Raw genomic sequence first — 24,547 nt, 5'->3', positions numbered from 1 at the left:
TAAGCTTACAAAATTGACACTTTTAAGCCGGTTCAGGTCTATATTTTCCTTTCCCAGACCACATATTGTCGCGGATAATGCGCCGCGTTCATGTCCTCCAAAATGGCGTAACGTCTATGCTACATCTGTTTGCTGGTCTCGATCTTAGCACCGGCCTGTTACTGGTTCTTGCTCTGCTGTTTGTATTGTTTTACGAAGCAATTAACGGCTTCCATGATACGGCCAACGCGGTTGCGACGGTCATCTATACACGCGCTATGCGTGCTCAGCTTGCTGTGTTAATGGCTGGGGTATTCAATTTCTTTGGCGTGCTGCTCGGCGGATTAAGCGTGGCTTACGCCATCGTGCATATGCTCCCGACCGATCTGCTGCTCAATGTTGGCTCCGCTCACGGTCTTGCTATGGTCTTCTCCATGCTGCTGGCCGCGATTATCTGGAACCTGGGAACGTGGTATTTAGGGCTTCCGGCCTCCAGTTCTCACACCCTGATCGGCGCGATTATCGGTATTGGCCTGACCAATGCGTTAATGAGCGGGACATCGGTGGTGGATGCGCTTAACATTCCGAAAGTGCTGAATATCTTCCTGTCGCTCATTCTCTCCCCCATTGTCGGTCTGGTGATTGCGGGCAGCCTGATTTTCCTTCTGCGCCGTTACTGGAGCAACACTAAAAAGCGTGCACGCATTCATATGACGCCCGCTGACCGTGAGAAGATTGACGGCAAGAAAAAACCGCCTTTCTGGACCCGTACCGCCCTGATTATCTCCGCCATTGGCGTCAGTTATTCACATGGTGCTAACGACGGGCAAAAAGGCATTGGTCTGATTATGCTGGTCCTGATTGGCGTTGCGCCAGCGGGCTTTGTGGTCAATATGAACGCGTCGGGTTACGACATCACGCGAACGCGCGATGCTGTGAATCACCTGGAACAGTATTACCAGCAGCACAGCGAATCACTGACCCATATTATCCAGATGGCACCGCCTAAGCTGCCCACGCCGGAAGAAGTCGAACCCACCAGTCCCAAAGAGTTTCACTGCGACAGTGCACGTGCGCTTCAGGCCGTGCAGCGTGCGCAGGTGCTTCTGAACAATCTGCAAAACTACAACGACTTGTCGGTTGAGCAACGCAGCCAGATGCGTCGCCTTTTGTTGTGTATTTCCGATACGGCCGATAAAGCGGCGAAGCTGCCGGAAACCTCGCCAGAGGATAAACGCTTCCTGGGCAAGCTCAAAGGCGACCTGCTGAACACCATTGAGTACGCCCCGGTGTGGATTATCATGGCGGTCGCACTGGCATTGGGAATCGGCACGATGATTGGCTGGCGCCGTGTGGCCACCACCATCGGTGAGAAAATCGGTAAAAAAGGCATGACGTATGCGCAGGGCATGTCGGCGCAGGTTACTGCCGCAGTGTCCATAGGGATTGCCAGCTACACCGGCATGCCGGTTTCCACGACCCACATCCTTTCGTCTTCCGTGGCCGGCACCATGCTGGTCGACGGTGGCGGACTGCAGAGTAAAACGATCAAAAACATCGCCATGGCCTGGGTTTTCACCCTGCCGGTCTGTATTTTGTTATCAGGTTCACTCTACTGGATAGCGCTGAAGCTCATCTGAGTAAGCAGCTCATCAGGGCGACTTCGGTCGCCCTTTTTAATGCCAGATAGCCAGGGCGATCAAACTGATAATGACTAATCCGCACAGCGAACTGGTCAACAAAAACAAGCCTCTTACCCGCTCACACCGGCGAATAAATTCGTCATCATGATGATCAAGATAGCGCCTTCCCCAAATATAGCGGACCAGCCGCACCTGCTTGCCAGGCTGACCATGGGAGGTGAAAAAACCCGCGCCGTCAACATATTGGTATAAGAGGGGATCGCACCCCCGCAGAACCACCAGCAGCGCACGCAACGAAGAGAAATAGCGCGCCATATTTACAAGGCATACCACACAAAGAGCCCAAAAAAGCGCGATAGTGCTGATCATGTCACCCTCCTTACCGGCACCGCAGAACAGTGCAGAACGCGCACCATGCTGAACAGTCCCTGCAGAATTTGCCAACAACCCCGTTAAGCGATTTGTAGTTTTATTTTTGAATCATCAGAAAAGTAACAGCCATGTGATCAAGGCTGCTTTTTTTAGTTTAGGAGAAATGTTCAATTTTTTACCAGCGAGGATTTTCGTTTTATACGAGTAAAAATCGTTCATCATTGATCTTATTCACAAGCCAGACGGCTTCAGAAGCATTTGTTAACACACAGGGCTATACTTTCAGGTATAACAACAGCATTGCCTGTATTGCAGGTTACCCAATTTGGTGGCGCTCATCGCCCGTTCGCGCAATGGATTTCGCAGCTGTGACGCGTCTGGAAACCGCTGCCATTCTGAATCTCGTGGAAGGAGTTATATCATGGCTTATAAACATATCCTGATTGCAGTCGATCTTTCGCCAGAAAGTCAGTTATTAGTGGATAAAGCTGTCTCGCTCGCGCGCCCTTACGACGCCAAAATTTCGCTGATTCATGTCGATGTGAATTACTCTGATCTGTACACCGGCCTGATTGACGTCAACCTGGGCGATATGCAAAAGCGGATTTCTGAAGAAACCCATCTGGCGCTGAAAAATCTGTCAGATGCAGCGGGCTATCCCATCACCGAAACCCTGAGCGGCAGTGGCGATCTGGGCCAGGTGCTGGTCGATGCGATTAAAAAATACGACGTGGACATGGTGGTGTGCGGTCATCATCAGGACTTCTGGAGCAAGCTGATGTCATCAGCGCGTCAGTTGATCAACACCGTGCATATCGACATGTTGATCGTGCCACTGCGCGACGAGGATGACGAATAACCCGCACGAAAAAAGCCGGGGCGGTTGACGAGAAGGAACGTCGTCGCCGACCGGCTTGACATGACTACTCCGCGAGCGGCGGATAGATATCGAAGTGGTGGCTTTTCGTGACCACCGCAGACTGCGTAACGACACCGGCCAGCGGTGGCGCATAATCAGGACGTTTCACCACGATACGCTTCTTTGCCAGACGGCGGGCCGGTTCCAGCAAGGCATCCGCATCCTCATCCGCGCCGACTAATGACTGAAACACCCGCATCTCTTTTTTCACCATGGCGCTTTTTTGCCGATGGGGATACATAGGATCGAGATAAACCACATCTGGCGGTGGCGCAATATCGGTGAGTGCCTGAATACTGGAGGCATGAATCAGTGAAAGACGTTCACGCAGCCAGCCACCAATTTCCGCATCCTGATAGCCACGCGCCAGCCCGTCTTCCAGCAGTGCCGCCACCACGGGATGCCGTTCCAGCATGCGCACCCGACAGCCTAAGGCCGCCAGCACAAACGCATCGCGCCCTAACCCGGCGGTCGCATCCACCACATCGGGCAGGTAACTGCCTTTAATGCCGACCGCTTTTGCTACCGCTTCGCCACGGCCACCGCCAAAACGCCGGCGATGCGCCATGGCACCGGAAACAAAATCCACGAAGATGCCGCCCAGTTTAGGCTCATCCCGCTTACGCAGTTCAAGATGCGTTGCGGTCTTTACCAGCGCCAGCACCGCATCGTCACAATGCGTCAGTTGCCAGCGTTCGGCCAAAACAGATAAGGCGCCGTCACCGGCGCCTGTTTCATCAAACAAACAAATTTTCACGTACGGCTTATCCCTGAATACCGTAGTGTTCCAGCATGGCATCCAGCTGAGGCTCACGGCCACGGAAGCGTTTAAACAGCTCCATCGGTTCTTCCGAACCGCCGCGCGTCAGAATGTTGTCGAGGAAGGACTGACCGGTTTCGCGGTTAAAAATGCCCTCTTCTTCAAAACGTGAATACGCATCCGCCGCCAGTACATCGGCCCACAGATAGCTGTAATAACCCGCTGCGTAACCGCCCGCGAAGATATGGCTGAACGCATGCGGGAAGCGGCCCCATTCCGGGCTGGGGACCACGGCGACTTTGCTTTTCACTTCGCGCAGCGTCTCCAGGATCTGTGCGCCTTTTTCTGGGTTGAATTCAGTATGCAGACGGAAATCGAACAGACCGAACTCCAGCTGGCGCAGAATGAACAACGCCGCCTGGTAATTTTTCGCTGCCAGCATCTTATTCAGCAGGTCTTCAGGCAGTGGCTCGCCGGTTTCGTAGTGCCCGGAAATAAACGCCAGCGCCTCCGGCTCCCAGCACCAGTTCTCCATGAACTGACTTGGCAGTTCCACCGCATCCCATGGCACACCGTTAATGCCTGACACGCCAGCCGCCTCAACGCGGGTCAGCATATGGTGCAGGCCGTGACCAAACTCATGGAACAGGGTGATCACTTCGTCGTGCGTGAACAGCGCCGGTTTACCACTGACGGGACGGTTAAAGTTACAGGTCAGGTAAGCGACCGGTTTTTGCAGGCTGCCATCGGCTTTACGCATCTGCCCAACGCAGTCATCCATCCACGCGCCGCCACGCTTATGCTCACGCGCATACAGGTCAAGGTAGAAGCTGCCGCGCAGCTCGCCACTTTCATCAAACAGATCGAAGAAACGCACATCCGGGTGATAAACATCCACATCCGTCCGCTCTTTGGCGGTGATGCCATAGATGCGTTTGACGACTTCAAACAGGCCAGACACCGCACGGGATTCCGGGAAGTAAGGACGCAGTTGCTCATCACTAATGGTGTAGAGGTGCTGTTTCTGTTTTTCGCCATAGTAGGTCAGATCCCAGGGATTCATGGTCTCCACGCCGTACTCTTTCTTCGCGAAAGCACGCAGTTGCGCCAGCTCTTTCTCGCCCTGTGGACGTGCGCGGTCGGCCAGATCGTTCAGGAAATCGATCACCTGAGCAGGGCTTTGCGCCATTTTGGTCGCCAGCGATTTATCCGCGAAGGAGTCGAAACCCAGCAGCTGAGCCAGTTCGTGGCGCAGAGCCAGCTCCTCGGCCATAATCGGGCCGTTATCCCATTTGCCCGCATTAGGGCCTTGATCGGAGGCGCGGGTGGAATAAGCACGATACATTTCTTCACGCAATGCGGCGTTATCACAGTAGGTCATCACCGGCAGGTAGCTGGGAATATCCAGCGTCAGCAACCAGCCTTCCTGACCTTTGGCTTCAGCCTGCGCTTTCGCTGCGGCCAGTGCGCTCTCCGGCATGCCCGACAGTTCACTTTCGTCAGTGATCAGCTTGCTCCAGCCCATCGTGGCATCCAGCACGTTGTTACTGTAGGCAGAGCCCAGTTCAGACAAACGCGCGGCAATTTCGCCATAGCGCTGCTGCTTGTCTTTTTCCAGACCAATCCCGGACAGCTCAAAGTCACGCAGGGCGTTATCGACGGCTTTCTGCTGCGCCTGATCCAGCGTGCGGTAATGACTGCCTTCCTTTAAATCCCGGTAAGCCTGATAGAGCCCTTCGTGCTGACCAACCCAGGTACTGTACTCAGACAGCAGCGGCAGCGTTTGCTCGTAGGCTTCACGCAGTTCCGGACTATTTTTAACCGAGTTCAGATGGCTGACCGGCGAAAAAATACGGCTCAGGCGATCGTCGGCTTCTGCCAGCGGCTGGACAAGATTGTCCCAGGTGTAAGGTGCGCCGTGCGCTACCACTTTTTCCACCATCGCCCGGCATTCATTTAAAACGTCGGTCACGGCAGGCACCACGTGCTCAGGCTTAATCGCCGAAAACGGGGGAAGCGTGAACGAGGTGAGTAACGGATTAGTCATAGCGCAGTCCTTTAACAATGTGTGGGGCGCGATGAATCGCGCAACGCAATCTTATTAACATGCGGTCTGGAATGCTGAAAATCAATGGTGTAACCGGTCATGAATAGCAGAATAGCGCCAGGCTGGCCTTCCGCCGGCGTTTGGATTAACCATAGCAGAGGATAAAACAGGCTAACACACCGATGGCGCAGAAGGTTTACCCTGTAATCCAGGGCCAGAGGCCCGCTGCCGTGCGCGAAATGCCAGCAATTATTCTTATCTGTCGTTATAATCGGGCCAACTTGATTATTTTTAGCTTCAACCGCGGACATACCCTTTTTTATGTTGAGTTATCGCCACAGTTTTCACGCTGGCAACCATGCCGACGTGCTTAAGCACACCGTACAGAGCCTCATCATCACTGCGTTAAAAGAGAAAGAAAAACCGTTTCTCTATCTGGATACGCACGCCGGTGCAGGACGTTATCAACTCAGCGGCGAGCACGCAGAGCGCACGGGTGAATATCTGGAAGGCATCGGACGCATCTGGCAACAACCGGACGCGCCCGCCCTGCTGCAACCCTATTTCGATGCGATTCATGCCCTGAACCGTAACGGCACGCTGCGCTACTATCCTGGCTCTCCGCTAATCGCCCGCCATCTGCTGCGCCCTGAAGATAAGATTCAGCTGACCGAGCTGCATTCCAGCGATTATCCGCTGCTGCGTACCGAGTTCAGCAAAGACAGTCGCGCGCGCGTTGAAAGGGCCGATGGCTATCAGCAGCTAAAAGCGAAGCTGCCACCGCTGTCACGTCGTGGACTGATACTGATTGATCCGCCTTATGAAATGAAAAGTGATTACCAGGCCGTTGTAAAAGGCATTCAGGAAGGTCACAAACGTTTCGGTACCGGTATTTATGCGCTGTGGTACCCGGTCGTCTTGCGTCAGCAAATCAAACATATGCTGCGCGAGCTGGAGGCCACGGGCATCCGTAATATCCTGCAGATTGAGCTGGCCGTGCGCCCCGATAGCGATCAGCGTGGCATGACCGCGTCCGGCATGATTGTCATCAATCCCCCGTGGAAGCTGGCCGATCAGATGAACACGCTGCTGCCGTGGCTGCATCAGAAGCTGGTGCCAACCGGCACAGGCCATTTCAGCGTTAACCAAATCGTACCTGAATAATTCCTTTCCCAGCTTAACGTCGCCGCGCACAGCACGGCGGCGTTGAACGTAGGTCATTTTTATGTGGATCATCCTGGCGGGCGCGCTGACCGCCCTGCAACCGGCGAAACGCCTCTCTCTGTTATTACTCGCGCTGGCAACGGCGCTGGGCGTTTATCAAAACGTCCTCGACTGGCCCGTTACCTTTGTGTTTGCGGCTGTCGCTGCCCTGGTCGCGTTTCGTATCTACGATCGCCGGAGTCGGCGATGGCAGATCGTCAGCGAAGCCCTTCTGGTGTTGATTTCGCTGGCGCTGATGCTGCACCTTATTCCGGGATTCAATAATCCCCTGCAGGTCGAGGCGGTTAAGGTCGGTGCCCGCAGCGTGCCCTTCTCATTTTCCTTTAATTTCGATAAAGCGCTGATTCCTTTTCTGCTGCTGGCCTGTCTGCCGACGCTGTTCAACGCAGAGGCGCATCCGCCGCGCTCGCCGGCCTGGTGGCTCGCGCCTGTCGCCGCCGTGCCGCTGCTGTTGGGCAGCGCCGTGTTGCTGGGCGGCCTTGCCGTCGAAACGCACCTTCCGGACTGGCTGGGGGCGTTTGCGCTGGCCAATCTGTTTTTTGTCTCACTGGCCGAAGAGGCGTTTTTCCGGGGTTATCTCCAGCAGCGCCTGCGCCAGAAATGGGGCGGCGTGATCGCCCTGCTGGTAACGGCACTGCTGTTTGGTCTGGCCCATGCATCTGGTGGGGTGCTGCTGATGGTCTTTGCCGCGCTGGCCGGACTGATTTATGGTCTGGTCTGGCACTGGAGCGGCCGCCTGTGGCTGGCGACCGCGTTCCATTTTGCACTCAACATGGTCCACCTGCTGTTCTTTACCTACCCTGCGCTGGCGCACTGATCCCTACAGCGTGAAGACCGCCAGGTCGTGCGCCATCTCGGTGTCAGGGAAAATGCGCTGGCATTCTGCCAGCAGGCGCGCCATGTCCCGGGCGAGATAACGCGAACTAAAATGGGTGGCAATCAGGCGCTTTGCTCCGGCCTGCTTTGCCACCGTCGCAGCCTGTAAGGTGGTAGAGTGACCGCGCCCGTTGGCTTTTTCAGCCAGCGCCTCTTCCAGCGTGGTTTCATGCACCATCACATCAACGTCCGCCGCCAGCTGTAGCGCGACGTCAGTGGGCGCAGTATCTCCAAAAATGGCCAGCGTTTTGCCTTTCACTGGCGGCCCAAGATACTCAGCGCCGTTAACGGTACGCCCGTCTTCCAGCATAATCGTATCGCCCTGCTTTAACTGCTGAAACCAGGGACCGCGCGGTACGCCCTCTGCTTTCAGGCGAGGCGCATCCAGAAAACCGGGTTTGTCATGCTGCTCAATGCGATAGCCAAAGCAGGCAATGGTGTGATTCATCGGCCAGGCGGTCACGCGAAATTCGCCATCATCCAGGACCTCACCCGCGGCGATCTCGACGATCTCCAGCGGGTAATCGGTATACGAGCTGGACAGCGACAGTGCCGTTTCAACGAAGGCTTTCAGCCCTGCTGGACCGTAAACCGTCATTGGCGTGGTTAACCCCGCCATCGAGCGACTGGTAAGCAGGCCCGGCAGCCCAAAAATATGGTCGCCATGAAGATGGGTGATAAAGATTTTATCGAGTTTGCCAGGCTTCAGGTCTGAGCGCATAAACTGGAGTTGTGTGCCCTCACCGCAGTCAAACAGCCAGGTGGCGCCGCTTTTGTCGCGGGTAAACGCGATGGCAGTGACATTGCGTTGCAGACTCGGCGCGCCCCCGCCGGTGCCAAGAAAAGTCAGGTACATGCTATGCTTCCCTGTAAATAATGAAACGATAAGGCCTGTTACAATCATAGGCGCAATTTTTGCGACGCCGTACCCTGCGGCGTTACACTCTCTATCACTTTCCCAGTAACCGGATGAGACTTCCATGACCCGACATTATGACTATCTCGCCATCGGCGGCGGCAGCGGCGGTATCGCTTCAATTAACCGTGCAGCAAGCTATGGCCAGACGTGCGCCCTGATTGAAGCCAAAGCGCTGGGCGGAACCTGTGTCAACGTCGGCTGCGTGCCGAAAAAAGTAATGTGGCACGCCGCACAAATTGCCGAGGCCATTCATCTTTACGGGCCGGATTATGGTTTTGATACCACCGTTAATCGCTTTGACTGGGGCACGCTGGTGAAAAACCGTAGCGCCTATATCGATCGTATTCATCAATCATACGACAATGTTCTGGGGAAAAATAAGGTCGATGTGATCCACGGTTTTGCCCGTTTTATTGATGCCCATACCGTTGAGGTGAATGGCGAAACGATCACCGCCGATCATATTTTGATTGCTACGGGCGGACGCCCGAGTCATCCCGACATTCCCGGCGCGGAATACGGGATTGATTCTGACGGCTTCTTTGAGCTGGATGCCCTGCCAAAACGTACCGCCGTGGTCGGCGCGGGCTATATCGCCGTTGAGCTGGCGGGCGTGGTAAACGCATTAGGTTCAGAAACCCATCTGTTTGTACGCAAACATGCGCCACTACGCAATTTTGATCCGCTAATTACGGATACGCTGGTTGAGGTGATGAACGCGGAAGGCCCAACGCTGCATACGCAGGCGACGCCAAAAGCGGTAGTAAAAAATGCCGATGGCAGCCTGACGCTGCAGCTGGAAGACGGCAGTGAATACACGGTTGATTGCCTGGTCTGGGCGATTGGACGCGTTCCTGAAACCGACGGCCTGAATATTCAGGCAGCGGGTGTGGCGCTGGACGAGAAAGGCTACATCAAGGTCGATAAATTCCAGAACACCAACGTGCCTGGCGTTTATGCCGTCGGCGATAACACCGGTGCCGTCGAACTGACGCCGGTCGCCGTCGCGGCGGGCCGTCGCCTGTCAGAGCGTTTGTTCAATAACAAACCGGATGAGCATCTGGACTACCGCAATATCCCGACTGTGGTGTTCAGCCATCCCCCCATCGGCACGGTGGGCCTGACAGAGCCGCAGGCGCGCGAACAGTACGGTGATGACCAGGTGAAAGTCTACAAATCCGCCTTTACCGCGATGTACACCGCCGTCACGCAGCATCGCCAGCCGTGCCGCATGAAACTCGTCTGCGTCGGTCCGGAGGAAAAAATCGTGGGCATTCATGGCATTGGCAGTGGTATGGACGAAATGCTGCAGGGCTTTGCGGTTGCGTTAAAAATGGGCGCGACCAAAAAAGACTTTGATAATACCGTGGCGATTCACCCGACGGCGGCGGAAGAGTTTGTCACCATGCGCTAACCCGTTCCTCTCTGCTGCCGACAGACAGCAGAGAGACCACCGCTCGCTGGCCTTCGCGCCAGTGAGCGATTTATCAGTTGAAATAGGTCTCCCGCAGCGGCGTCAACGCCGCACCGAGTGCCGAGCTGTCGCCCTCAATAGTGCTCAGCAGAATATCCGGATACTCCGCCGAAATATTCCAGCGTTTGCCCGAACTGACCCGGGGCATGGCTAAAAACATTTCGCCCAGCTTACGGGGCAATTCGCCGCCTAAAATAATGGCACCGGGATCGATAACGGCATTCAGGGCATCCATGGCCCGATGTAAATTGGGCGTGACTTCGTTGACCCATTGCCGGGCAATGGGCCAGTCCGGATCGAATTTATTATTCAGATCGCGAATGTTGTGAATTTCAATACCGCCGTTGCGCAGTCGATCAATTAAGATCCCCAGCGCAGGACGCAGTTTGCCCTCTTCCGGCGAAAAAATCCGGCTGATCTCGCCCGCATTGCCAAAAGCGCCCTGAAACGGTTTGCCGTTAATGACAATGCCGCCACCAAAGCCGTAATTAAAAGAGAGGTAGCCGAAGGTCTCGTAGTGCAGGCCCGCGCCCAAAAAAGCTTCTGCATGCGCGGCCGTCGTGGCGTTATTTTCAATCCAGACGGGCCGGTCAAACAGCGTCATAATTTCACGGCGCAGATCAATGCCCATCCAGTTTTTCAGCGGTTCTGGCGGATTAAAATATTTCCGAGCGTCATACAGAAAGCCCGCCATGCTGTATCCGACGCCACACACTTTTTCTGACGAAATACCAATATGTTTTAAGGTATCCAGATAATGGCGTTTGAGATCCAGCAGCGTTCGGGCAGGATTGCCGGGCAGCGTGTCCAGCACGCAGTATTCGATAATATCGCCGCGGAAATTAATCAGGCTTGCCGCCACGCTGTCAGAGTTAATGGAAATACCGTAACTGTAACGTGCGTCCGGATTCAGGGATAACGACGGGCTGGGCTTACCCCTTCCCTGTGAGGGCGATTCCCCCAGGCTGAGAAAACCGTTTTCGGTCAGTGTATCAACAATACGGTGAACCGATGACTGATTCAGAATCGTTTGTGAAACCAGCGAGGAGCGGGAAATGCCGTGATTGCGGCGGACAAGCTCAAGAATAAGTTTTTCACTGCGATTAAGTTCGACTTCATCACGACCTGAATATCCATGAACCACCACGTTATCCTCACCGTTTTAATGACAGGTTCTGTTACACCCTAGCACGCTTTTATGCATTCCGAATAGTCATGCGCCTGACCTTTACGTGCTGTGTGAACATGCTGATTCAGGACGATATTCCTAAAAAAAATCGCATCACCAAATCATCATAATACTGACACAAAACAGGCCGACACTCTAATTTCATGCGTAAAGCATTATATTAAATCAGCGTTTCCCGTTGCTGAGTCATTGTGCAGCACAAGGTAAACGAACGAGCTCAGGACCTTTCACAAAATGAACGGATTAAGAATGGATACGCGCGTAAAGGTGATTGAACGTATTGCTCAAGAAGCATCACAGCTGGCGCTGGATTATTTCAGGCAGCTCAGTGAATTAGAAATCTGCGAAAAAAGGCCCCAGGATGTGTTCAGTGAAGCAGACCAGGAGGTTGAGAAGCTGATTCGTCAACGTCTGGCGCAATATTTCCCCAATGAACGCGTCATTGGCGAAGAGCAAGGCGGCGAACTCAGTGACCGTTACTGGTCAGTCGATCCGATTGATGGCACCAGTAACTTTCTCCGTGGCTCGTCGTTATGGGGCATTTCTGTCGGTTATGTCATCGACGGCGAACCGGTCATCGGGGTGATTGTTCATCCGGTGTTAAACATCATGCTGAGCGGGGGCAAGGAGGCCGGCATTTATTTTAACGGCCAGCCTTTTACGCGACCCGAAATCGCCCAGGGACTCAAAACCGTTGCCATTGGCGACAGTCCTTCATGGGACTTCACCCACCAGCTCTGCATTGAAAAAGCGTACCGGGATACTGGCTGGAATGTGGTGCGCTACCGCTGTGCCACCATCGGTTTAAGCTTTAGTGTGCTGGGCTATGTCGATGGCTATCAGGAGTGCTTCAGCAGTATGTGGGATGTTTCCGCGGGCTATGCCCTATGCAAAGCCGCAGGGCTTGATGCTCATCTGGCCGGGAGCCAGGAAAAAAGTTCAACACATGTGAGTGTTGGCACCGCGGCACTCAATCGCCTTTCCGCCCAGTTTATTCCGCATCCCCGCTTTACCCCCGCCTGAATATCCGTCAGTCCGAGCTCTCTTCCTGCCGTCTTTTCAGGACAGCGTTTCGGCGCTGTCCTCCCCGCTTTTTTCTTCATATGACCGACAAACGTTCTGCCTTCAATATTATTCACTATGCATGATAATAGTTAGCAGAGTAAATGTACGAAATCAAAGCAACTCATTATTATCATGTTAAATATGGGTTTTATAAAATTAATAAATTCTTAACCTGCCTGAAATTGCCTAATTTCGCCGCATCAAATTATTATGCGCATCGCATTAATTAAGATGCACACATTTCTTCAATGACGGGGCAGCCATACGTGAATACGCTTGAAATCAATAATGCCATGCTCAGATTCGACGACTTTGTCGCGCTGGACGGCATTTCACTGAAGGCCGAAAAAGGACAGTTCGTTTCCCTGCTGGGTCCGTCTGGATGTGGCAAAACCACGCTGCTCAAAGTGATTGCGGGCTTTTACAGCCTGGACAGCGGGGAAGTCCTGATTCACCAGCAGGACATGCATCAGGTTAAACCTGAGCACCGCGATACGGCCATGTGCTTTCAGTCCTATGCGCTGTTCCCTCACCTGTCTGTGGCCGAAAACATTGGGTTTGGGCTGAAGCAGAGGAAAATGGCCAAAGCGGAGAGACAGGATCGCGTCACGCAAACCGCCGCTCAGGTCTCGTTAAACGCCCACTTACCGAAGCTGCCTGCGCAGTTATCGGGCGGTCAGCAGCAGCGTGTCGCGCTGGCCAGAGCGCTGGCTGTGCGGCCCGAAATCGTGTTGTTCGACGAACCGCTGTCGAATCTCGACGCCACATTACGCGACAGAGTCCGCCTCGAAATCCGCCAGCTGCAGCGTTCACACGGGTTTACCGCTATCTATGTGACCCATGACCGTGCAGAAGCCCTGTCCATGTCTGACGTCGTCGTGGTTATGAACGCCGGACGCATTGAGCAAACCGGCACCCCTGAAGATATTTATTACTCGCCGGTTAACCGGTTTGTTGCGGGCTTTGTTGGCCAGGCGAATGTGATGAAAGCGCATGTCATCGACGGTGACAGTCACACCGGAATGTATCGTGTTTCCTGCGTGCTGGGTGAAATGAACATTCACAGTCCTGTTCCGCCCCTTTCCGACAAGGTATACACCTTCTGGCGTCCGGAAGATGCTCTGCTGAGCGAACAGGAAACCGGTATGAATACCCGTGCTTTCGAAATAGGTGCCGTGAGCTTTCTGGGCAACCTGTCCGAGCTACAGGTTCACCCAAAGGACCATGAAGAGCCGGAATACCAGTGGCATATTCAGTTAGTCGGTAAAAATCATATTCGGGAAGGAGATAGCGTTAATTTTTCCATCGCGCCTGACAGGATTCGCTTTTTGCAGGAAAGCTGGTCATGAAAGTGCACAACCGAAACATAGTCGCCTGGTTACTGGTGCTGCCTGCGGTCGCTCCCGTCGTGCTCACCCTGATTCTGATCGTCGTTATGGCCATCGCGCAATCTGTCGGACTGTTCAACTTTGGCGCGCCTGCGCATTTTACGCTGCAGTACTGGGAAACCATCCTGAACGACAGTCAGCTGTGGCGCGCCACCGGCTATTCCCTGAAAATTGGCGTGGTCAGTGCCGTCCTGTCTGTGGCGCTGGCCCTGCCGCTGGCGCTGTGGCTGAGAAAGCCCTTTCCCGGCTCTGTGCTGATGAGCGGCTTACTGAAAGCCCCGTTGATGGTACACGGGCTGGTCGCCGCCCTGCTGTTCATCAATCTGATTTCCTGGCAGGGCTTTATTAACCTCGGCCTGCTCAAACTGGGCATCATCTCGCAACCCATCCGTATGCAGAATGATCGCTGGGGCATTGGTGTCATTATCCTGCAGGTCTGGAAACAGCTTCCCTATGCCCTGTTGATCATCACCGGCAGCCTGCGCGCTATCGGGGACGAAATCGTTGATGCGGCCCGCGATCTGGGCGCAGGCAAAACCGCCCGCCTTTTACAGATCATTCTGCCCTTATCCATCAAAGCCGTTCAGGTCTCGCTGATCCTGATCTTCATTGGCGCATTGGGCGACTTTTCATTCCAGGTCGTGGCTGGCCCCACCAGCGTTTTCTCCCTGTCGCAATACATGCTGCGCTTTCCGGAAATCAGCGCCCAGGGCTGGAACCTTGCGGCCGTGGTGGCGGTGATATTAATGCTGGCGGCGTTTGTCGGTGCGGTGGTGCTGGCCGGTGTGGCGAAGTGGCTGCAAAAAGTGGGAGAACATAAATGATGAGAGCCAGAAAAAGCATGTCGCCCCTGCGTATCATGATGATGATCCTGATTACCGCACTGTTCATGTTGTGGCTGGTGATCCCCTTTATTCTGACCGTGCTGTGGTCTCTGGTGGATAAAACGCATCCCTGGGCCTGGCCGGATGCCCTGCCGCCCGTGCTTTCCCTGGGCCGCTGGGTCGAAGTCTGGACGACCACGGCCCTGCCGCAGGCGCTGAAGAACAGCTATTTACTGGCGGCAACCGTCTCTGTGCTCACGTTGCTACTGGCCCTGCCAGCGGCCTGGGCGTTTGGCCGGATGTCGTTTACGGGTAAATCCCTGCTACAGAATGCGGTTTTGCTTCCGCTCATCGTGCCCGGCTTTGTGATTGCGCTGTTTTTTTCCATGCTGTTGAACGTGGTGGGCATCCACAGTCGGTTTGTCGGCATTTTACTGGGACATACCATCATCTTAATGCCCTATGCCGTGAGGATTCTGACCCTTTCCTTTTCTCAAATACGTCAGGACACCCTGGATGCCGCCCGCGATATGGGCGCGTCTGTAGTAAATCGTTTTTTAGTTGCCTGCCTGCCAACTATCAGACCCGGCATATTTGCGGCCTTAATTATTGTCTTTACGTTATCCATCGAAGAGTTCGCCATTAGCTTTATTGTCGGCTCGCCGGATTTTATTACCGTACCGACAATTCTTTATTCTTATCTGGGTTACAACTTTATCAGACCTAATGCCGCTGTTATTTCTTTAATGCTGGTCGTGCCGAATGTCATTTTAATGCTGATAGCTGAAAAATTACTGACAAAGAATCCCGTCGCCGCTTTTGCTGGAAAAGGCTGACGGTTATTAACTCGCTTAACTGGGGAAAATCATGTTCAGACGATCTGCCACCTTATTATTACTTGCGTGGGCTTTTTGTACTCAGGCTCAGGATATTACACAAATGGACTGGCAACATATTGTTGACGAGGCTAAAAAAGAAGGGAAATTAACCTGGTACCAATGGTATTACCAGGATCGTCTTAAAGAGCAGGTCAGCCTGTTTGAAAAACAGTACGGTATTGCTGTTACGATCTCTGAAGGTCCGCTGCAAGGCAATATTAATAAACTCATGGCTGACCGGGGACGGGAAGCAGGCGATATTGATGTGTTTTCGATTGGCGGAGGCGCATTCGGTACGGTATCGCCTCAGCAAACGTTTTTTGGCCCGATTAATACGCTGCTGCCGGAAGGCAAAACCCTGAACTACACCATTGAGGGTACGGACAGTAAAGGTTATGGCGTGGCATTTTGGGGCAATCAGACGGGCCTGGCCTACGATTCGCGCCGCATGAAAGAAAGCGAGTTGCCCCGTACCCTGCCGCAGCTCACCACCTTCCTGCAGACTCATCCTCAGGAGTTTGGCTTTAACGTGGAAAACGGCGGTTCCGGTCCGGCGTTTATTGAATCTGTCACGCGTACGCTGGTGCCTGGCTTTGATTTCACCAAAGGCGATGCGGATGTAAAAAGCCTGACGGCCTTACAACCGGCCTGGAACTGGTTCAAACAACTGCGTCCTGATTACATTATTACCGCCTCTAACGCCGACAGCGTAACGCGACTGGTGAGCGGTGAGTTTCTGCTGGTCCCCGCCTGGGAAGACTATCTGGTGGGCTTAGAAAACCACGGCGAAGTCCCCAAAACCATCCGACTCTACATCCCCGATTTTGGCATGCCCGGCGGCGGAAATATGGTGGCGATTCCCAAGAATGCGCCGCACAAAGCGGCAGCATTACTGTTTATCCACTGGCTGACGCTGCCCACGACACAAAGGCTGTTTCAACAGGTTTATGGCATTACGCCACAAAATAAAGAAGTGAATCGCGATGCTGGTCTGATCAACAGCAAAGAACGTGTTCATGGCACCCAGTTCATGCCTAAACCGCTGGGCGACGAAGTCAGAACCGAATTTTCTAACCAGGTCTTACTTAAGTAAGCCTGTGCTAACCCGACAACAGAAGGTAACGCTGAGCATGCCGACAAAAAAACACCCTGTACGCGTAGTGAATTCCCGCCTGATTGCACATCGTGGTGCGCCTCTGCTGGCACCAGAAAACACACTGCCTTCTTTTCAGGCGGCCGTTGAGCATGGCGCGACGTGGATAGAGGTGGATGTCAAACTGACCAAAGACAGGCACCCGGTCATCATTCACGATGATGCGGTGGATCGGACAACAAATGGCACCGGCTACGTCGCCAATTTAACCCTGGACCAAATCCGGTCGCTGGATGCGGGCGTCTGTTATGGCCACCTGTTCAAAGGCGTTAAAGTCCCTACACTGGCTGAAACCGTGGGATTTGTGCTGGATAAAGGTATTGGCCTTCAGCTGGAGATCAAACCAACGTCTGGTCAGGAAATTGAAACCGCGGAAATTGCCATTACGCAGCTGAAATCGCTGTGGCCTGCGGATGAAAAGAAGCTCTTTATCAGCAGCTTTTCTGAGCTCTCGCTGAAGGTTGCGGAAAGGATCATGCCTGACGTCCCGCGTGGACTGGCCGTGTGCGTTCCTCCCAGCGATCCTGTGGCATTACTGGCCAGAACCGGCTGTCAGATCCTGCACTTCCTGGCGGACTTTGCGACGGATGACGACCTGAAACGCCTGGCCGATTCCGGTATTGAATTTGCGATTGCCACAATTAATGACCCTGCTGTCGCCCGTAAATATTTACACAGTGGCGCGCAAACGATATTGAGCGATATACCTGATTTAGCCATTTAATAATAAATACATTATCAAGGCGTTATGCGCCCTGATAATCAACACCAGGGAAAACCATAAAAATACGGCCACATGATGTAGCCACGTAACGCTTTTAATTATTTCGTCATAACGAAACTGACATTTTTGAACAATGCCGCCTTGTGCGGAAATAAACCTCATGCTTCACCAACATTAAAGGGTAGATGATATGCAACGTAAAATAAAAATATGCGCGCCGCATGCACTGTGTTTGCTGATCTCATTTTCTGCATGCTCCGCTGAAATTTATAATAAAAACGGTAATAAACTTGATCTGTACGGTAAAGTCGATGCGCGTCATGTCTTTTCGGACAATACCGCCGAAGATGGTGATAACTCTTATGCGCGCCTGGGTTTTAAAGGTGAAACCCAAATTAACGATCAGCTGACAGGCTATGGTCAATGGGAATATAACTTCCAGCTGAACCACAGTGAAGGCGGCACTGACGCACAAACCGGGAATGCGACGCGTCTGGGTTTTGCAGGTCTGAAACTGGCTGACTTTGGCTCATTCGATTACGGCCGCAGCTTTGGCGTGCTGTATACCGCATCGGCTTACACCGATATGGCACCGATTTACGGTTCCGGCACCATGACCACCAACGACAACTTCCTGTCAAAACGCTCAACCGGCCTGGCCACCTGGCACTCGCCAGACTGGAACGGCCTGAAGGTCATTCTTCAGTATCAGGGGAAAAACGACCGCTCAACCGCTAAGCTGGCAAACGGCGACGGCTACGGTGCCGGTCTGACCTACAGCATTACCGATGGTTTGAGCATTGCTGCGGCCGGTATGAAAGCCAATCGTACGCTGACACAGCAAGCTGACGGTCAGGGTGACGATGCGACGGCATGGGTGACCTCGGCCAAATACGATGCGAACCAAATCTACCTTGCCGCGATGTACGGTGAGGCCAACGATGTGACCCCGTACGGCCAGCTGTCGCAGATTGCTGATAAGACGCATAACTTCGAAGCCATTGCGCAATATCAGTTCCTCAATGGCTTACGCCCTTCCATTGGTTTTGTCACGCAGCGTGGGGAAAACCTGCAAGGCGCAGGCAACTTTGCCGGTGGAAGCCAGACCATGCAGAAATATATTGCGGTGGGCACCTATTACTACTTCAACAAGAACATGCTGACCTATGTGGATTACCGCATTAACCTGTTGAAAGATAATGACTTTACTCGTGCTACCGGTATCACTACGAAAGACAGCGTCGGGATGGGCCTGACCTATCAGTTTTAATCGCAGTGACCGTGCTTTATCACATGCTTTGCCCTGTGTCGCTTCAATCCTGAGAATCGCTGTTTTAGCGAGGCCGGCAACTGCCGGCTTTTTTTATGACCGGCGTCGCCAGGATAACTAAAGGACAGTGGCAGACCGATGCGTCAACGGTGAGGGGTTCTGATCAAGGTTTTCCAGCCATTTCACATAGGCCTGATCCCACAGCGCAGCCGGCGTGCCCGCTTTACCCAGGCCAAAACCATGCCCGCCGCTGGAAAGCTGAATCAACTGAACCGGCACGCGATTGCGGCGACAGGTATCGCGCATTAACTGCGTGTTAAAGGGTTTCGAAGTGTGGTCGTCACCGGCCTGAGCCAGGAAGGTTGGCGGATAAGCGTGCGTGACATAATTTTGCACAGACCAACTGGCTTCTTCCTGTGGGCTGGCATCATTACCGACCATCATCAGATGTGTATTGGTATGTTGATAAGGGGCTTCCAGGGTAATGACCGGATAAATCAGCCCGACACTGTCCGCTTTGGGGATTTCATGATCCACTCTGTCAATGGGGGGATAGGACTGAAAGTCCGGACGCGCCGCCGCCATCCCCAGCAAATGCCCACCGGCCGAAAATCCTAATACATGCACTTTTCGTTCGAATGAGCGAAGCAGACGCAGCGCGCGCTGGGCATCCTGTAAAGGCGCCAGATTTCCGGCCTGCCACTTTTCACGCGGCAAACGGTAGCTGAGAACATAGGCGGTATAGCCGTTGGCATTTAACCAGTGTGCAACGGGCCAGGCTTCACGTCCCATACCGATCCAGCGGTAGCCGCCGCCTGCCGCGATGAGCACCGCTTCACCGTTGGGGTTTTCAGGTCTGAAACGCTGAATCGCCGGGCTGACGATATTCGACCAGGAGCCCCATGCATCAACACGTAATTTTCCGCCAGGGCCGCCACCGCCGGGCGGTTCGTCCGGCCAGAGGGGAATAATATCATCGCGGGCAAACAGTTTGCTGGTAGCCAGTGAAAGCGCAAGCGCTCCTGTGCCGAAAATAAAGCGTCGACGCGTAATCATGATGCCTGTTAAATCTATGCCAGAAAGGTCAGACGGCCCTGTCGGTCCGCTGCGTTTTTATTATGTATCGCACGTTTGGTGAAGACGCTGGCGATTATGTACGCAATCGGGCATGAAAATCCATTAAAAAACGCGCCATTTTAGCGCGTTTATTGACGATTTAACTGCGGTTAATCTTCCTGCTGGAACTGCGTCATCACCGTTTGCTCACACTGCTGCGTATTTTTACGCAATTTAGCGCGCTCTTCGTCACCCAGCTGCAGCCATGCGCTGGCGACTTCATTCGCCAGTTCCTCGTCAAATTCAGGTTTATTGAAGGCGGAAGAGGACTGCGATCCTGCGACGCTGGATTTCATTTTTTCGACATACTGATCGGCTGTCGATACGCTTTTTTCACTGCTCACGATGTGACACAGCTGGCTGGCGTAAGCACTTTGTTCCGTGTCGTCTGCCGCCAGCGCACTGCCAGAGGCCAGTACGCTCAGCAACAGTATCTGAGATATCTTCATCGTCTTCTCCTGTTATCAGTTAACCCACTTTCATGACTGGTGCTGCTTTGCATCCAGTCGGGCCTGGCGCCAGTTTAGCAGCGGCGTTACCGACACGCCGTGCACCACGATGCTGCATACCACCAGCGTCAGCGCCATATCAACCATCATCGTTGCCTGCGAGCCGCCCATACCATGGACCCAGGCAAACGCAATATAATTAAGACTACCTATACCGCGAATCCCCAGCCAGCCGATGAGCAAACGGTGAGGAAGCGATACGCCGCAGCGCAGCGTGACCAGCCATACGGCGAGTGGCCGGACGACCACAAACAGCAACAGGCCGAGCATCACGCCCTGCATGTTCCAGTGATGGGCCAGCGTCACGCCGAGGACCACCATCATTGTGGCCGCCAGTAAACGCTCAATAGTATCGCCAAAAGACAGCGCGTCGCCTACCACTAAACCGACCGATTTCACCATACCGCTACCGTGTTGCTGTAAACGCTGGTTGGGATTGACCAGTGCTTCCGCAGGCAGCACCCGATCGTCATCCGGCATATCATCAGGCTGATAACGTTTGAACACACCCAGTTCAGCCCGACGTAATCCCAGGCCTGCCGCAAAGGTAGCCAGAAAGCCCGACGCGCCCAGCGATTCAGCAAGGGCATAGCTCAACGCAATGAGCGCCAGCGCCAGAAAGTCATTGGGTGCGACATCACCATGCGCATGACGAAGCCGTGCGGCCAGCAGGCCGACTAACCGCCCCAGACCAAACCCCAGCAGAATGCCGCCGCCAATGGCCCACGCCACATCAATGGCTGCCCAGCGTGCCAGCATACCCGTGCCCAGACTTTCACCGTTAAACAGCAACAGGGCCAGAATGAGTAACGGCAGCGCCGAACCATCATTCATGCCCGCCTCACTGGATATCGCAACGCGCAGGGCATCATCGTCCTGCGCATCGCTGACGGAAATCAGGCTGGCCAGTACAGGATCGGTGGGCGCAACAATAGCACCAAAGGCCAGCGCAATCGGCCACGACAGCCCCACCAGCCAGTGAGACAGCAGCGTCATTGCGGCGACCGTCAACAACATGGCCGGAAACGCCAGCAGGCTGCCCGCGCGCCATTGCCTGGCTTTCAGCGGCAGACGCAGCTTGAGCCCGGTGATGAACAGCGACGCGGCCATCGTTATCTCGGTAATATGCGCGACCAGTTCAGCATGGCGGAGGATATCGATTTCAATCACATCAAATCCCCACGGCCCACAGGCGATCCCGGTTAATAAAAAAAGACCAAAAGAGGTCACGGGGCCGCGGTGGATCCACCCTGATGCCAGCGACATTAATAACAGCAGACAGCCCGTCGCAGCTGTCCAGGCAATGAAGTTCATAACGCACCGTTTTAATTGAGTTTATGACTAAGCCTGGCACATTTGCTGGCGGGCGGAAGAATCAGTCCCTGAGGTGACGACTGGCGAGGCGGATCAACAGGCTGACAGCGGCGGCAACGGTGGATAACACGACAACGCCATTCCAGCCCCAGTGCGCCAACGCCAGGCTACCCAGTGCCGCCCCGCTGGCCATACCGATAAACACCACGGTAAACAGCAGGGCATTTAGCCGGCTACGCGCCTCGGGAACCAGACCGTAAATCAATGTCTGATGGGCCACCAGGGTCGCCTGCACGCCTAAGTCAAAACCTATTGTGCTGATAATAATGACGGCCAGTTGAGCAGACAGCGGCAGGAAAGGCAGTAAAAACATCAGCGCGAAAGAGAGCGTCACCAGACCGGCACCAAACTGGGTGACGCGCGCCGGGCCAATACGATCCGCCACGTTCCCGGCCAGCGGCGCGGCCAGCGCGCCTGCCGCCCCTGCCAGACCAAAAGCACCGGCAATGGCACTGTCAAAATGGAAGCGGTCGCTAAGCATGATCGCCAGCGTTGACCAGAACGCACTAAAACTCACGGAGAGCAGTCCCTGTGCCAGCGCCGCACGCCGCAGGGTTTGATGCGCACGCCATAAGTGCACCAGTGACAACAGCAGGCGGGGATAGCTTACCGACGTACCCGGCGTAAAGCGCGGCAGTACGCGCCACAGCGTCAGGCTGATCAGCAACACGGCCACAGCCGCAATCATGTACATGGTGCGCCAGCCAAAATACTCCGCCACCACACCGCTAACGACACGGGATAATAAAATGCCGACCAGTAAACCCGTCATCACCGTGCCAACCGTTTTACCCCGGCTGGCCACCGGGGCGAGCGCGGCCGACGCCGGAACAATGTCCTGCGCCACGGTCGCCGTCAGGCCGGTGATAAAACTGGCGATAAGCAGTGCGCTGATGCCGCCGGAAAAGCCACACAGCAGAAGCGCCATGACTAGCAGTAACCCTTTGATCAAAATAATGGTGCGACGATCGTGGCGATCGCCGAGCGGGGCCAGCAGCAGGATCCCCAGCGCATAACCCGCCTGGGTTAACATGGGCACCATACCGACGCTGCCAACGCTTATCTGGAACTGCTTGCTGATGATGTCGAGCATGGGCTGACTGTAGTAAATCGATGCCACGCTCAGACCCGCACCGGTTGCTAACGTAAAAACAAGGGGCGCAGGCAGGCGCTCAGTTGAATGCCGGTTCAGGTTGTGTACCACTGTCATAGTGAAATCCTCGAAAAAAGCGTGTGGCAAGTAAAGCCTGTTTTTGGCATACGCGGTAGACTGATAAAAAACAAAACGGTTATACGTGGGGCGCATGAGCAATTTCAGCAATAACGATCGTATCGCATTGATGCATACCTTTATTCGCATTGTCGAAAGCGGCAGTTTGTCTGCCGCCGCAGTGCAACTTGGCTCAACGCAGCCCACTATCAGCCGTCGGTTGCAGGCGCTTGAGCACGGGCTCGGCGTGAAGCTGATACTGCGCACGACTCACGCGCTCAAGCTCACCGATGATGGCGAACGCTGTTATGCACAGGCACGTCAACTGCTCGCCACCTGGCATGCGCTGGAAGACGATCTGACCGGCGCAGGCAGCGATCCCGTCGGGACACTGCGGGTACGCGCGCCGCATGCATTTGGTCAGGATCAACTGGTCGCCCCGCTGGTGGACTTTATGCGCCGCTATCCCCGTTTACGCATTGAGTGGATGCTTAACGACAGAACACCCGATTTTGTGGCCGAGAACGTTGACTGCGCCATTCAGGTCGGCGCGCCTACCGATCCTTCGGTCGTGGCGGTGCTGCTGGCCGAAGTGCCGCGCATTGTTGTCGCGGCCCCTGAGCTGCTCCGGCAGCATGCACCGATCACCCGGGTCGAACAGCTGGGCGCGTTGCCCTGGCTCGCGTTAACCAGCTTCTACCGTAACGAAATCGCGTTACAGCATCAGGACAAAGGTGAACCGGTGAATCTGCCGATCGCCCCTGTTTTAAGCAGCGACAGCCTCTATGCGGTACGCAAAGCCGCGCTGGCGGGCCTGGGGGCCGCCATCGTCTCGTCGTGGGTGATACAAGAGGATTTAGCAGAGGGCAGGCTGGTCCAGCTCATGCCGGAATGGCAGGCTCCGGCGTTACCGGTATGGCTGACCTATCCCTGGGCGAGCTATTATCCTGCCCGGCTGACTGCGTTTTTTGCCATGATCAAGGCGGTGTTGCCTCATTTGGCGGGGGCACGGCCGGCGTCAGGCTGACGCCGGCATCTCGCGGGAAAAGCGACCTCAGTCGCCGGCGCGGATAACGCGTGCCGTCGGTTACACGTTTTTCTTCTCTGCCCGCGACATGCTGTCCAGCCAGCCCATCACGAAGGCCGACAAAACGAAGGTCAGATGGATGATCACGTACCACATCAGCTTATCGTTTTCGACATTGCGCGCGTCCATAAACACCCGCAGCAGGTGGATGGAGGAGATAGCCACAATCGACGCCGCCACTTTGTTTTTCAGCGAGCCGGAATCCATCTTACCCAGCCAGCTCAGCTTCTCTTTACCCTCATCAATATCGAGTTTGGAGACAAAGTTTTCATAGCCAGACAGCATCACCATCACGAGCAGCCCGCCGACCAGCGTCATGTCCACCAGTGACAGCAACAGCAGGATCAGATCGTTTTCTGCAATGCTAAAAATGTTGGGCAACAGGTGAACAATTTCCTGGAAAAATTTGATGGTCAGTGCCAGTAATCCCAGCGAAAGTCCAATGTAAACGGGAGCCAACAGCCAGCGCGATGCATACATCAGGTTTTCGGTAAAACGTTCCATAATTTCCCAGTCATAAGCAGTAAAGTCGCGTATTATAACCGAT

General features: G+C 54.4%; 23 protein-coding genes. 13 read left to right on the top strand and 10 right to left on the bottom strand.

Annotated features, from left to right (window positions below; all coding sequences use genetic code 11):
* Positions 1-116: 116 nt before the first annotated feature.
* The gene (gene pitA, locus RAC65_RS13070) at positions 117-1,619 is read left to right on the top strand and encodes an inorganic phosphate transporter PitA (protein WP_039342786.1); all 1,503 of its coding nucleotides are present in this window, start codon (positions 117-119) and stop codon (positions 1,617-1,619) included.
* Between the two features lie 36 nt (positions 1,620-1,655).
* On the opposite strand, the gene uspB is transcribed toward pitA, so the two are convergent.
* Positions 1,656-1,991: a universal stress protein UspB gene (uspB, locus tag RAC65_RS13065; RefSeq protein ID WP_375096790.1), complete on the bottom strand. Its 336-nt coding sequence runs from the start codon at positions 1,989-1,991 to the stop codon at positions 1,656-1,658.
* A gap of 424 nt (positions 1,992-2,415) precedes the next feature.
* Here uspB and uspA point away from each other — a divergent pair, with 424 nt between their 5' ends.
* Positions 2,416-2,853 (top strand): universal stress protein UspA, encoded by a 438-nt coding sequence (uspA, locus tag RAC65_RS13060; protein WP_006121100.1) that lies wholly within the window; start codon positions 2,416-2,418, stop codon positions 2,851-2,853.
* Between the two features lie 64 nt (positions 2,854-2,917).
* Here the strand turns inward: uspA and rsmJ are convergent, their stop codons facing one another.
* Both rsmJ and prlC read right to left on the bottom strand, forming a co-directional pair.
* Complete coding sequence (gene rsmJ / locus RAC65_RS13055) at positions 2,918-3,670, bottom strand: 16S rRNA (guanine(1516)-N(2))-methyltransferase RsmJ (RefSeq protein ID WP_375096789.1); 753 nt, start codon at positions 3,668-3,670, stop codon at positions 2,918-2,920.
* A gap of 7 nt (positions 3,671-3,677) precedes the next feature.
* Entirely contained in the window at positions 3,678-5,720 is a 2,043-nt protein-coding gene (gene prlC, locus RAC65_RS13050) for an oligopeptidase A (protein WP_054632922.1), read from the bottom strand.
* Between the two features lie 321 nt (positions 5,721-6,041).
* Here prlC and RAC65_RS13045 point away from each other — a divergent pair, with 321 nt between their 5' ends.
* Both RAC65_RS13045 and RAC65_RS13040 read left to right on the top strand, forming a co-directional pair.
* Positions 6,042-6,884, top strand: a complete 843-nt coding sequence (locus RAC65_RS13045) for a 23S rRNA (adenine(2030)-N(6))-methyltransferase RlmJ (protein WP_006121111.1) — start codon at positions 6,042-6,044, stop codon at positions 6,882-6,884.
* A gap of 61 nt (positions 6,885-6,945) precedes the next feature.
* Positions 6,946-7,761: a lysostaphin resistance A-like protein gene (locus RAC65_RS13040; RefSeq protein ID WP_375096788.1), complete on the top strand. Its 816-nt coding sequence runs from the start codon at positions 6,946-6,948 to the stop codon at positions 7,759-7,761.
* Between the two features lie 3 nt (positions 7,762-7,764).
* On the opposite strand, the gene rnz is transcribed toward RAC65_RS13040, so the two are convergent.
* On the bottom strand, positions 7,765-8,676 hold the full coding sequence (gene rnz / locus RAC65_RS13035; protein WP_375096787.1) for a ribonuclease Z: 912 nt from the start codon (positions 8,674-8,676) through the stop codon (positions 7,765-7,767).
* A gap of 124 nt (positions 8,677-8,800) precedes the next feature.
* Here rnz and gorA point away from each other — a divergent pair, with 124 nt between their 5' ends.
* Positions 8,801-10,153: a glutathione-disulfide reductase gene (gene gorA / locus RAC65_RS13030; RefSeq protein ID WP_033738266.1), complete on the top strand. Its 1,353-nt coding sequence runs from the start codon at positions 8,801-8,803 to the stop codon at positions 10,151-10,153.
* A 73-nt stretch (positions 10,154-10,226) separates the two neighbouring features.
* Here gorA and RAC65_RS13025 read toward each other — a convergent pair whose 3' ends face one another.
* Positions 10,227-11,357, bottom strand: coding sequence for an ROK family transcriptional regulator (locus RAC65_RS13025; RefSeq protein ID WP_033738268.1), 1,131 nt, complete (start codon positions 11,355-11,357; stop codon positions 10,227-10,229).
* Between the two features lie 294 nt (positions 11,358-11,651).
* Between RAC65_RS13025 and RAC65_RS13020 the strand changes: the two genes are divergently transcribed.
* The 7 genes from RAC65_RS13020 (at position 11,652) to RAC65_RS12990 (ending at position 18,704) form a co-directional block, all read left to right on the top strand.
* A complete protein-coding gene (locus RAC65_RS13020; RefSeq protein WP_039342793.1) occupies positions 11,652-12,425 on the top strand; it encodes an inositol monophosphatase family protein in 774 nt (257 codons plus the stop codon).
* Positions 12,426-12,715: 290 nt separating this feature from the next.
* Positions 12,716-13,816 (top strand): ABC transporter ATP-binding protein, encoded by a 1,101-nt coding sequence (locus RAC65_RS13015; RefSeq protein WP_054632917.1) that lies wholly within the window; start codon positions 12,716-12,718, stop codon positions 13,814-13,816.
* Positions 13,813-14,679, top strand: coding sequence for an ABC transporter permease (locus RAC65_RS13010; RefSeq protein WP_039342799.1), 867 nt, complete (start codon positions 13,813-13,815; stop codon positions 14,677-14,679). Before RAC65_RS13015 ends, RAC65_RS13010 begins: the two co-directional genes overlap by 4 nt.
* Positions 14,679-15,515: an ABC transporter permease gene (locus RAC65_RS13005; protein WP_039342845.1), complete on the top strand. Its 837-nt coding sequence runs from the start codon at positions 14,679-14,681 to the stop codon at positions 15,513-15,515. The genes RAC65_RS13010 and RAC65_RS13005 overlap by 1 nt, the downstream gene beginning before the upstream one ends.
* A 31-nt stretch (positions 15,516-15,546) precedes the next feature.
* On the top strand, positions 15,547-16,650 hold the full coding sequence (locus RAC65_RS13000; RefSeq protein ID WP_164482707.1) for an extracellular solute-binding protein: 1,104 nt from the start codon (positions 15,547-15,549) through the stop codon (positions 16,648-16,650).
* A 37-nt stretch (positions 16,651-16,687) separates the two neighbouring features.
* Positions 16,688-17,434 (top strand): glycerophosphodiester phosphodiesterase family protein, encoded by a 747-nt coding sequence (locus RAC65_RS12995; RefSeq protein ID WP_006121123.1) that lies wholly within the window; start codon positions 16,688-16,690, stop codon positions 17,432-17,434.
* Positions 17,435-17,624: 190 nt separating this feature from the next.
* On the top strand, positions 17,625-18,704 hold the full coding sequence (locus RAC65_RS12990) for a porin (protein WP_006121125.1): 1,080 nt from the start codon (positions 17,625-17,627) through the stop codon (positions 18,702-18,704).
* Between the two features lie 117 nt (positions 18,705-18,821).
* Here RAC65_RS12990 and RAC65_RS12985 read toward each other — a convergent pair whose 3' ends face one another.
* From RAC65_RS12985 to RAC65_RS12970, 4 genes are all read right to left on the bottom strand, one after another.
* Entirely contained in the window at positions 18,822-19,760 is a 939-nt protein-coding gene (locus RAC65_RS12985) for an alpha/beta hydrolase (protein ID WP_375096786.1), read from the bottom strand.
* A gap of 170 nt (positions 19,761-19,930) precedes the next feature.
* Complete coding sequence (locus tag RAC65_RS12980; RefSeq protein WP_006121127.1) at positions 19,931-20,269, bottom strand: hypothetical protein; 339 nt, start codon at positions 20,267-20,269, stop codon at positions 19,931-19,933.
* A gap of 30 nt (positions 20,270-20,299) precedes the next feature.
* On the bottom strand, positions 20,300-21,643 hold the full coding sequence (locus tag RAC65_RS12975; RefSeq protein ID WP_375096785.1) for a cation:proton antiporter: 1,344 nt from the start codon (positions 21,641-21,643) through the stop codon (positions 20,300-20,302).
* Between the two features lie 61 nt (positions 21,644-21,704).
* Positions 21,705-22,913, bottom strand: coding sequence for an MFS transporter (locus RAC65_RS12970; RefSeq protein ID WP_058701475.1), 1,209 nt, complete (start codon positions 22,911-22,913; stop codon positions 21,705-21,707).
* A 94-nt stretch (positions 22,914-23,007) separates the two neighbouring features.
* On the opposite strand from RAC65_RS12970, the gene RAC65_RS12965 reads away from it, so the two are divergent.
* A complete protein-coding gene (locus RAC65_RS12965; protein WP_375096784.1) occupies positions 23,008-23,940 on the top strand; it encodes a LysR family transcriptional regulator in 933 nt (310 codons plus the stop codon).
* A gap of 60 nt (positions 23,941-24,000) precedes the next feature.
* On the opposite strand, the gene RAC65_RS12960 is transcribed toward RAC65_RS12965, so the two are convergent.
* On the bottom strand, positions 24,001-24,504 hold the full coding sequence (locus tag RAC65_RS12960) for a TIGR00645 family protein (RefSeq protein WP_006121131.1): 504 nt from the start codon (positions 24,502-24,504) through the stop codon (positions 24,001-24,003).
* Positions 24,505-24,547 lie beyond the last annotated feature (43 nt).

Source organism: Pantoea sp. BS_8, assembly GCF_041954965.1.
Classification (GTDB): domain Bacteria; phylum Pseudomonadota; class Gammaproteobacteria; order Enterobacterales; family Enterobacteriaceae; genus Pantoea; species Pantoea stewartii.
Note: the sequence above shows the minus strand (reverse complement) of the source record. Positions and strands in the feature narration are given on the sequence as shown.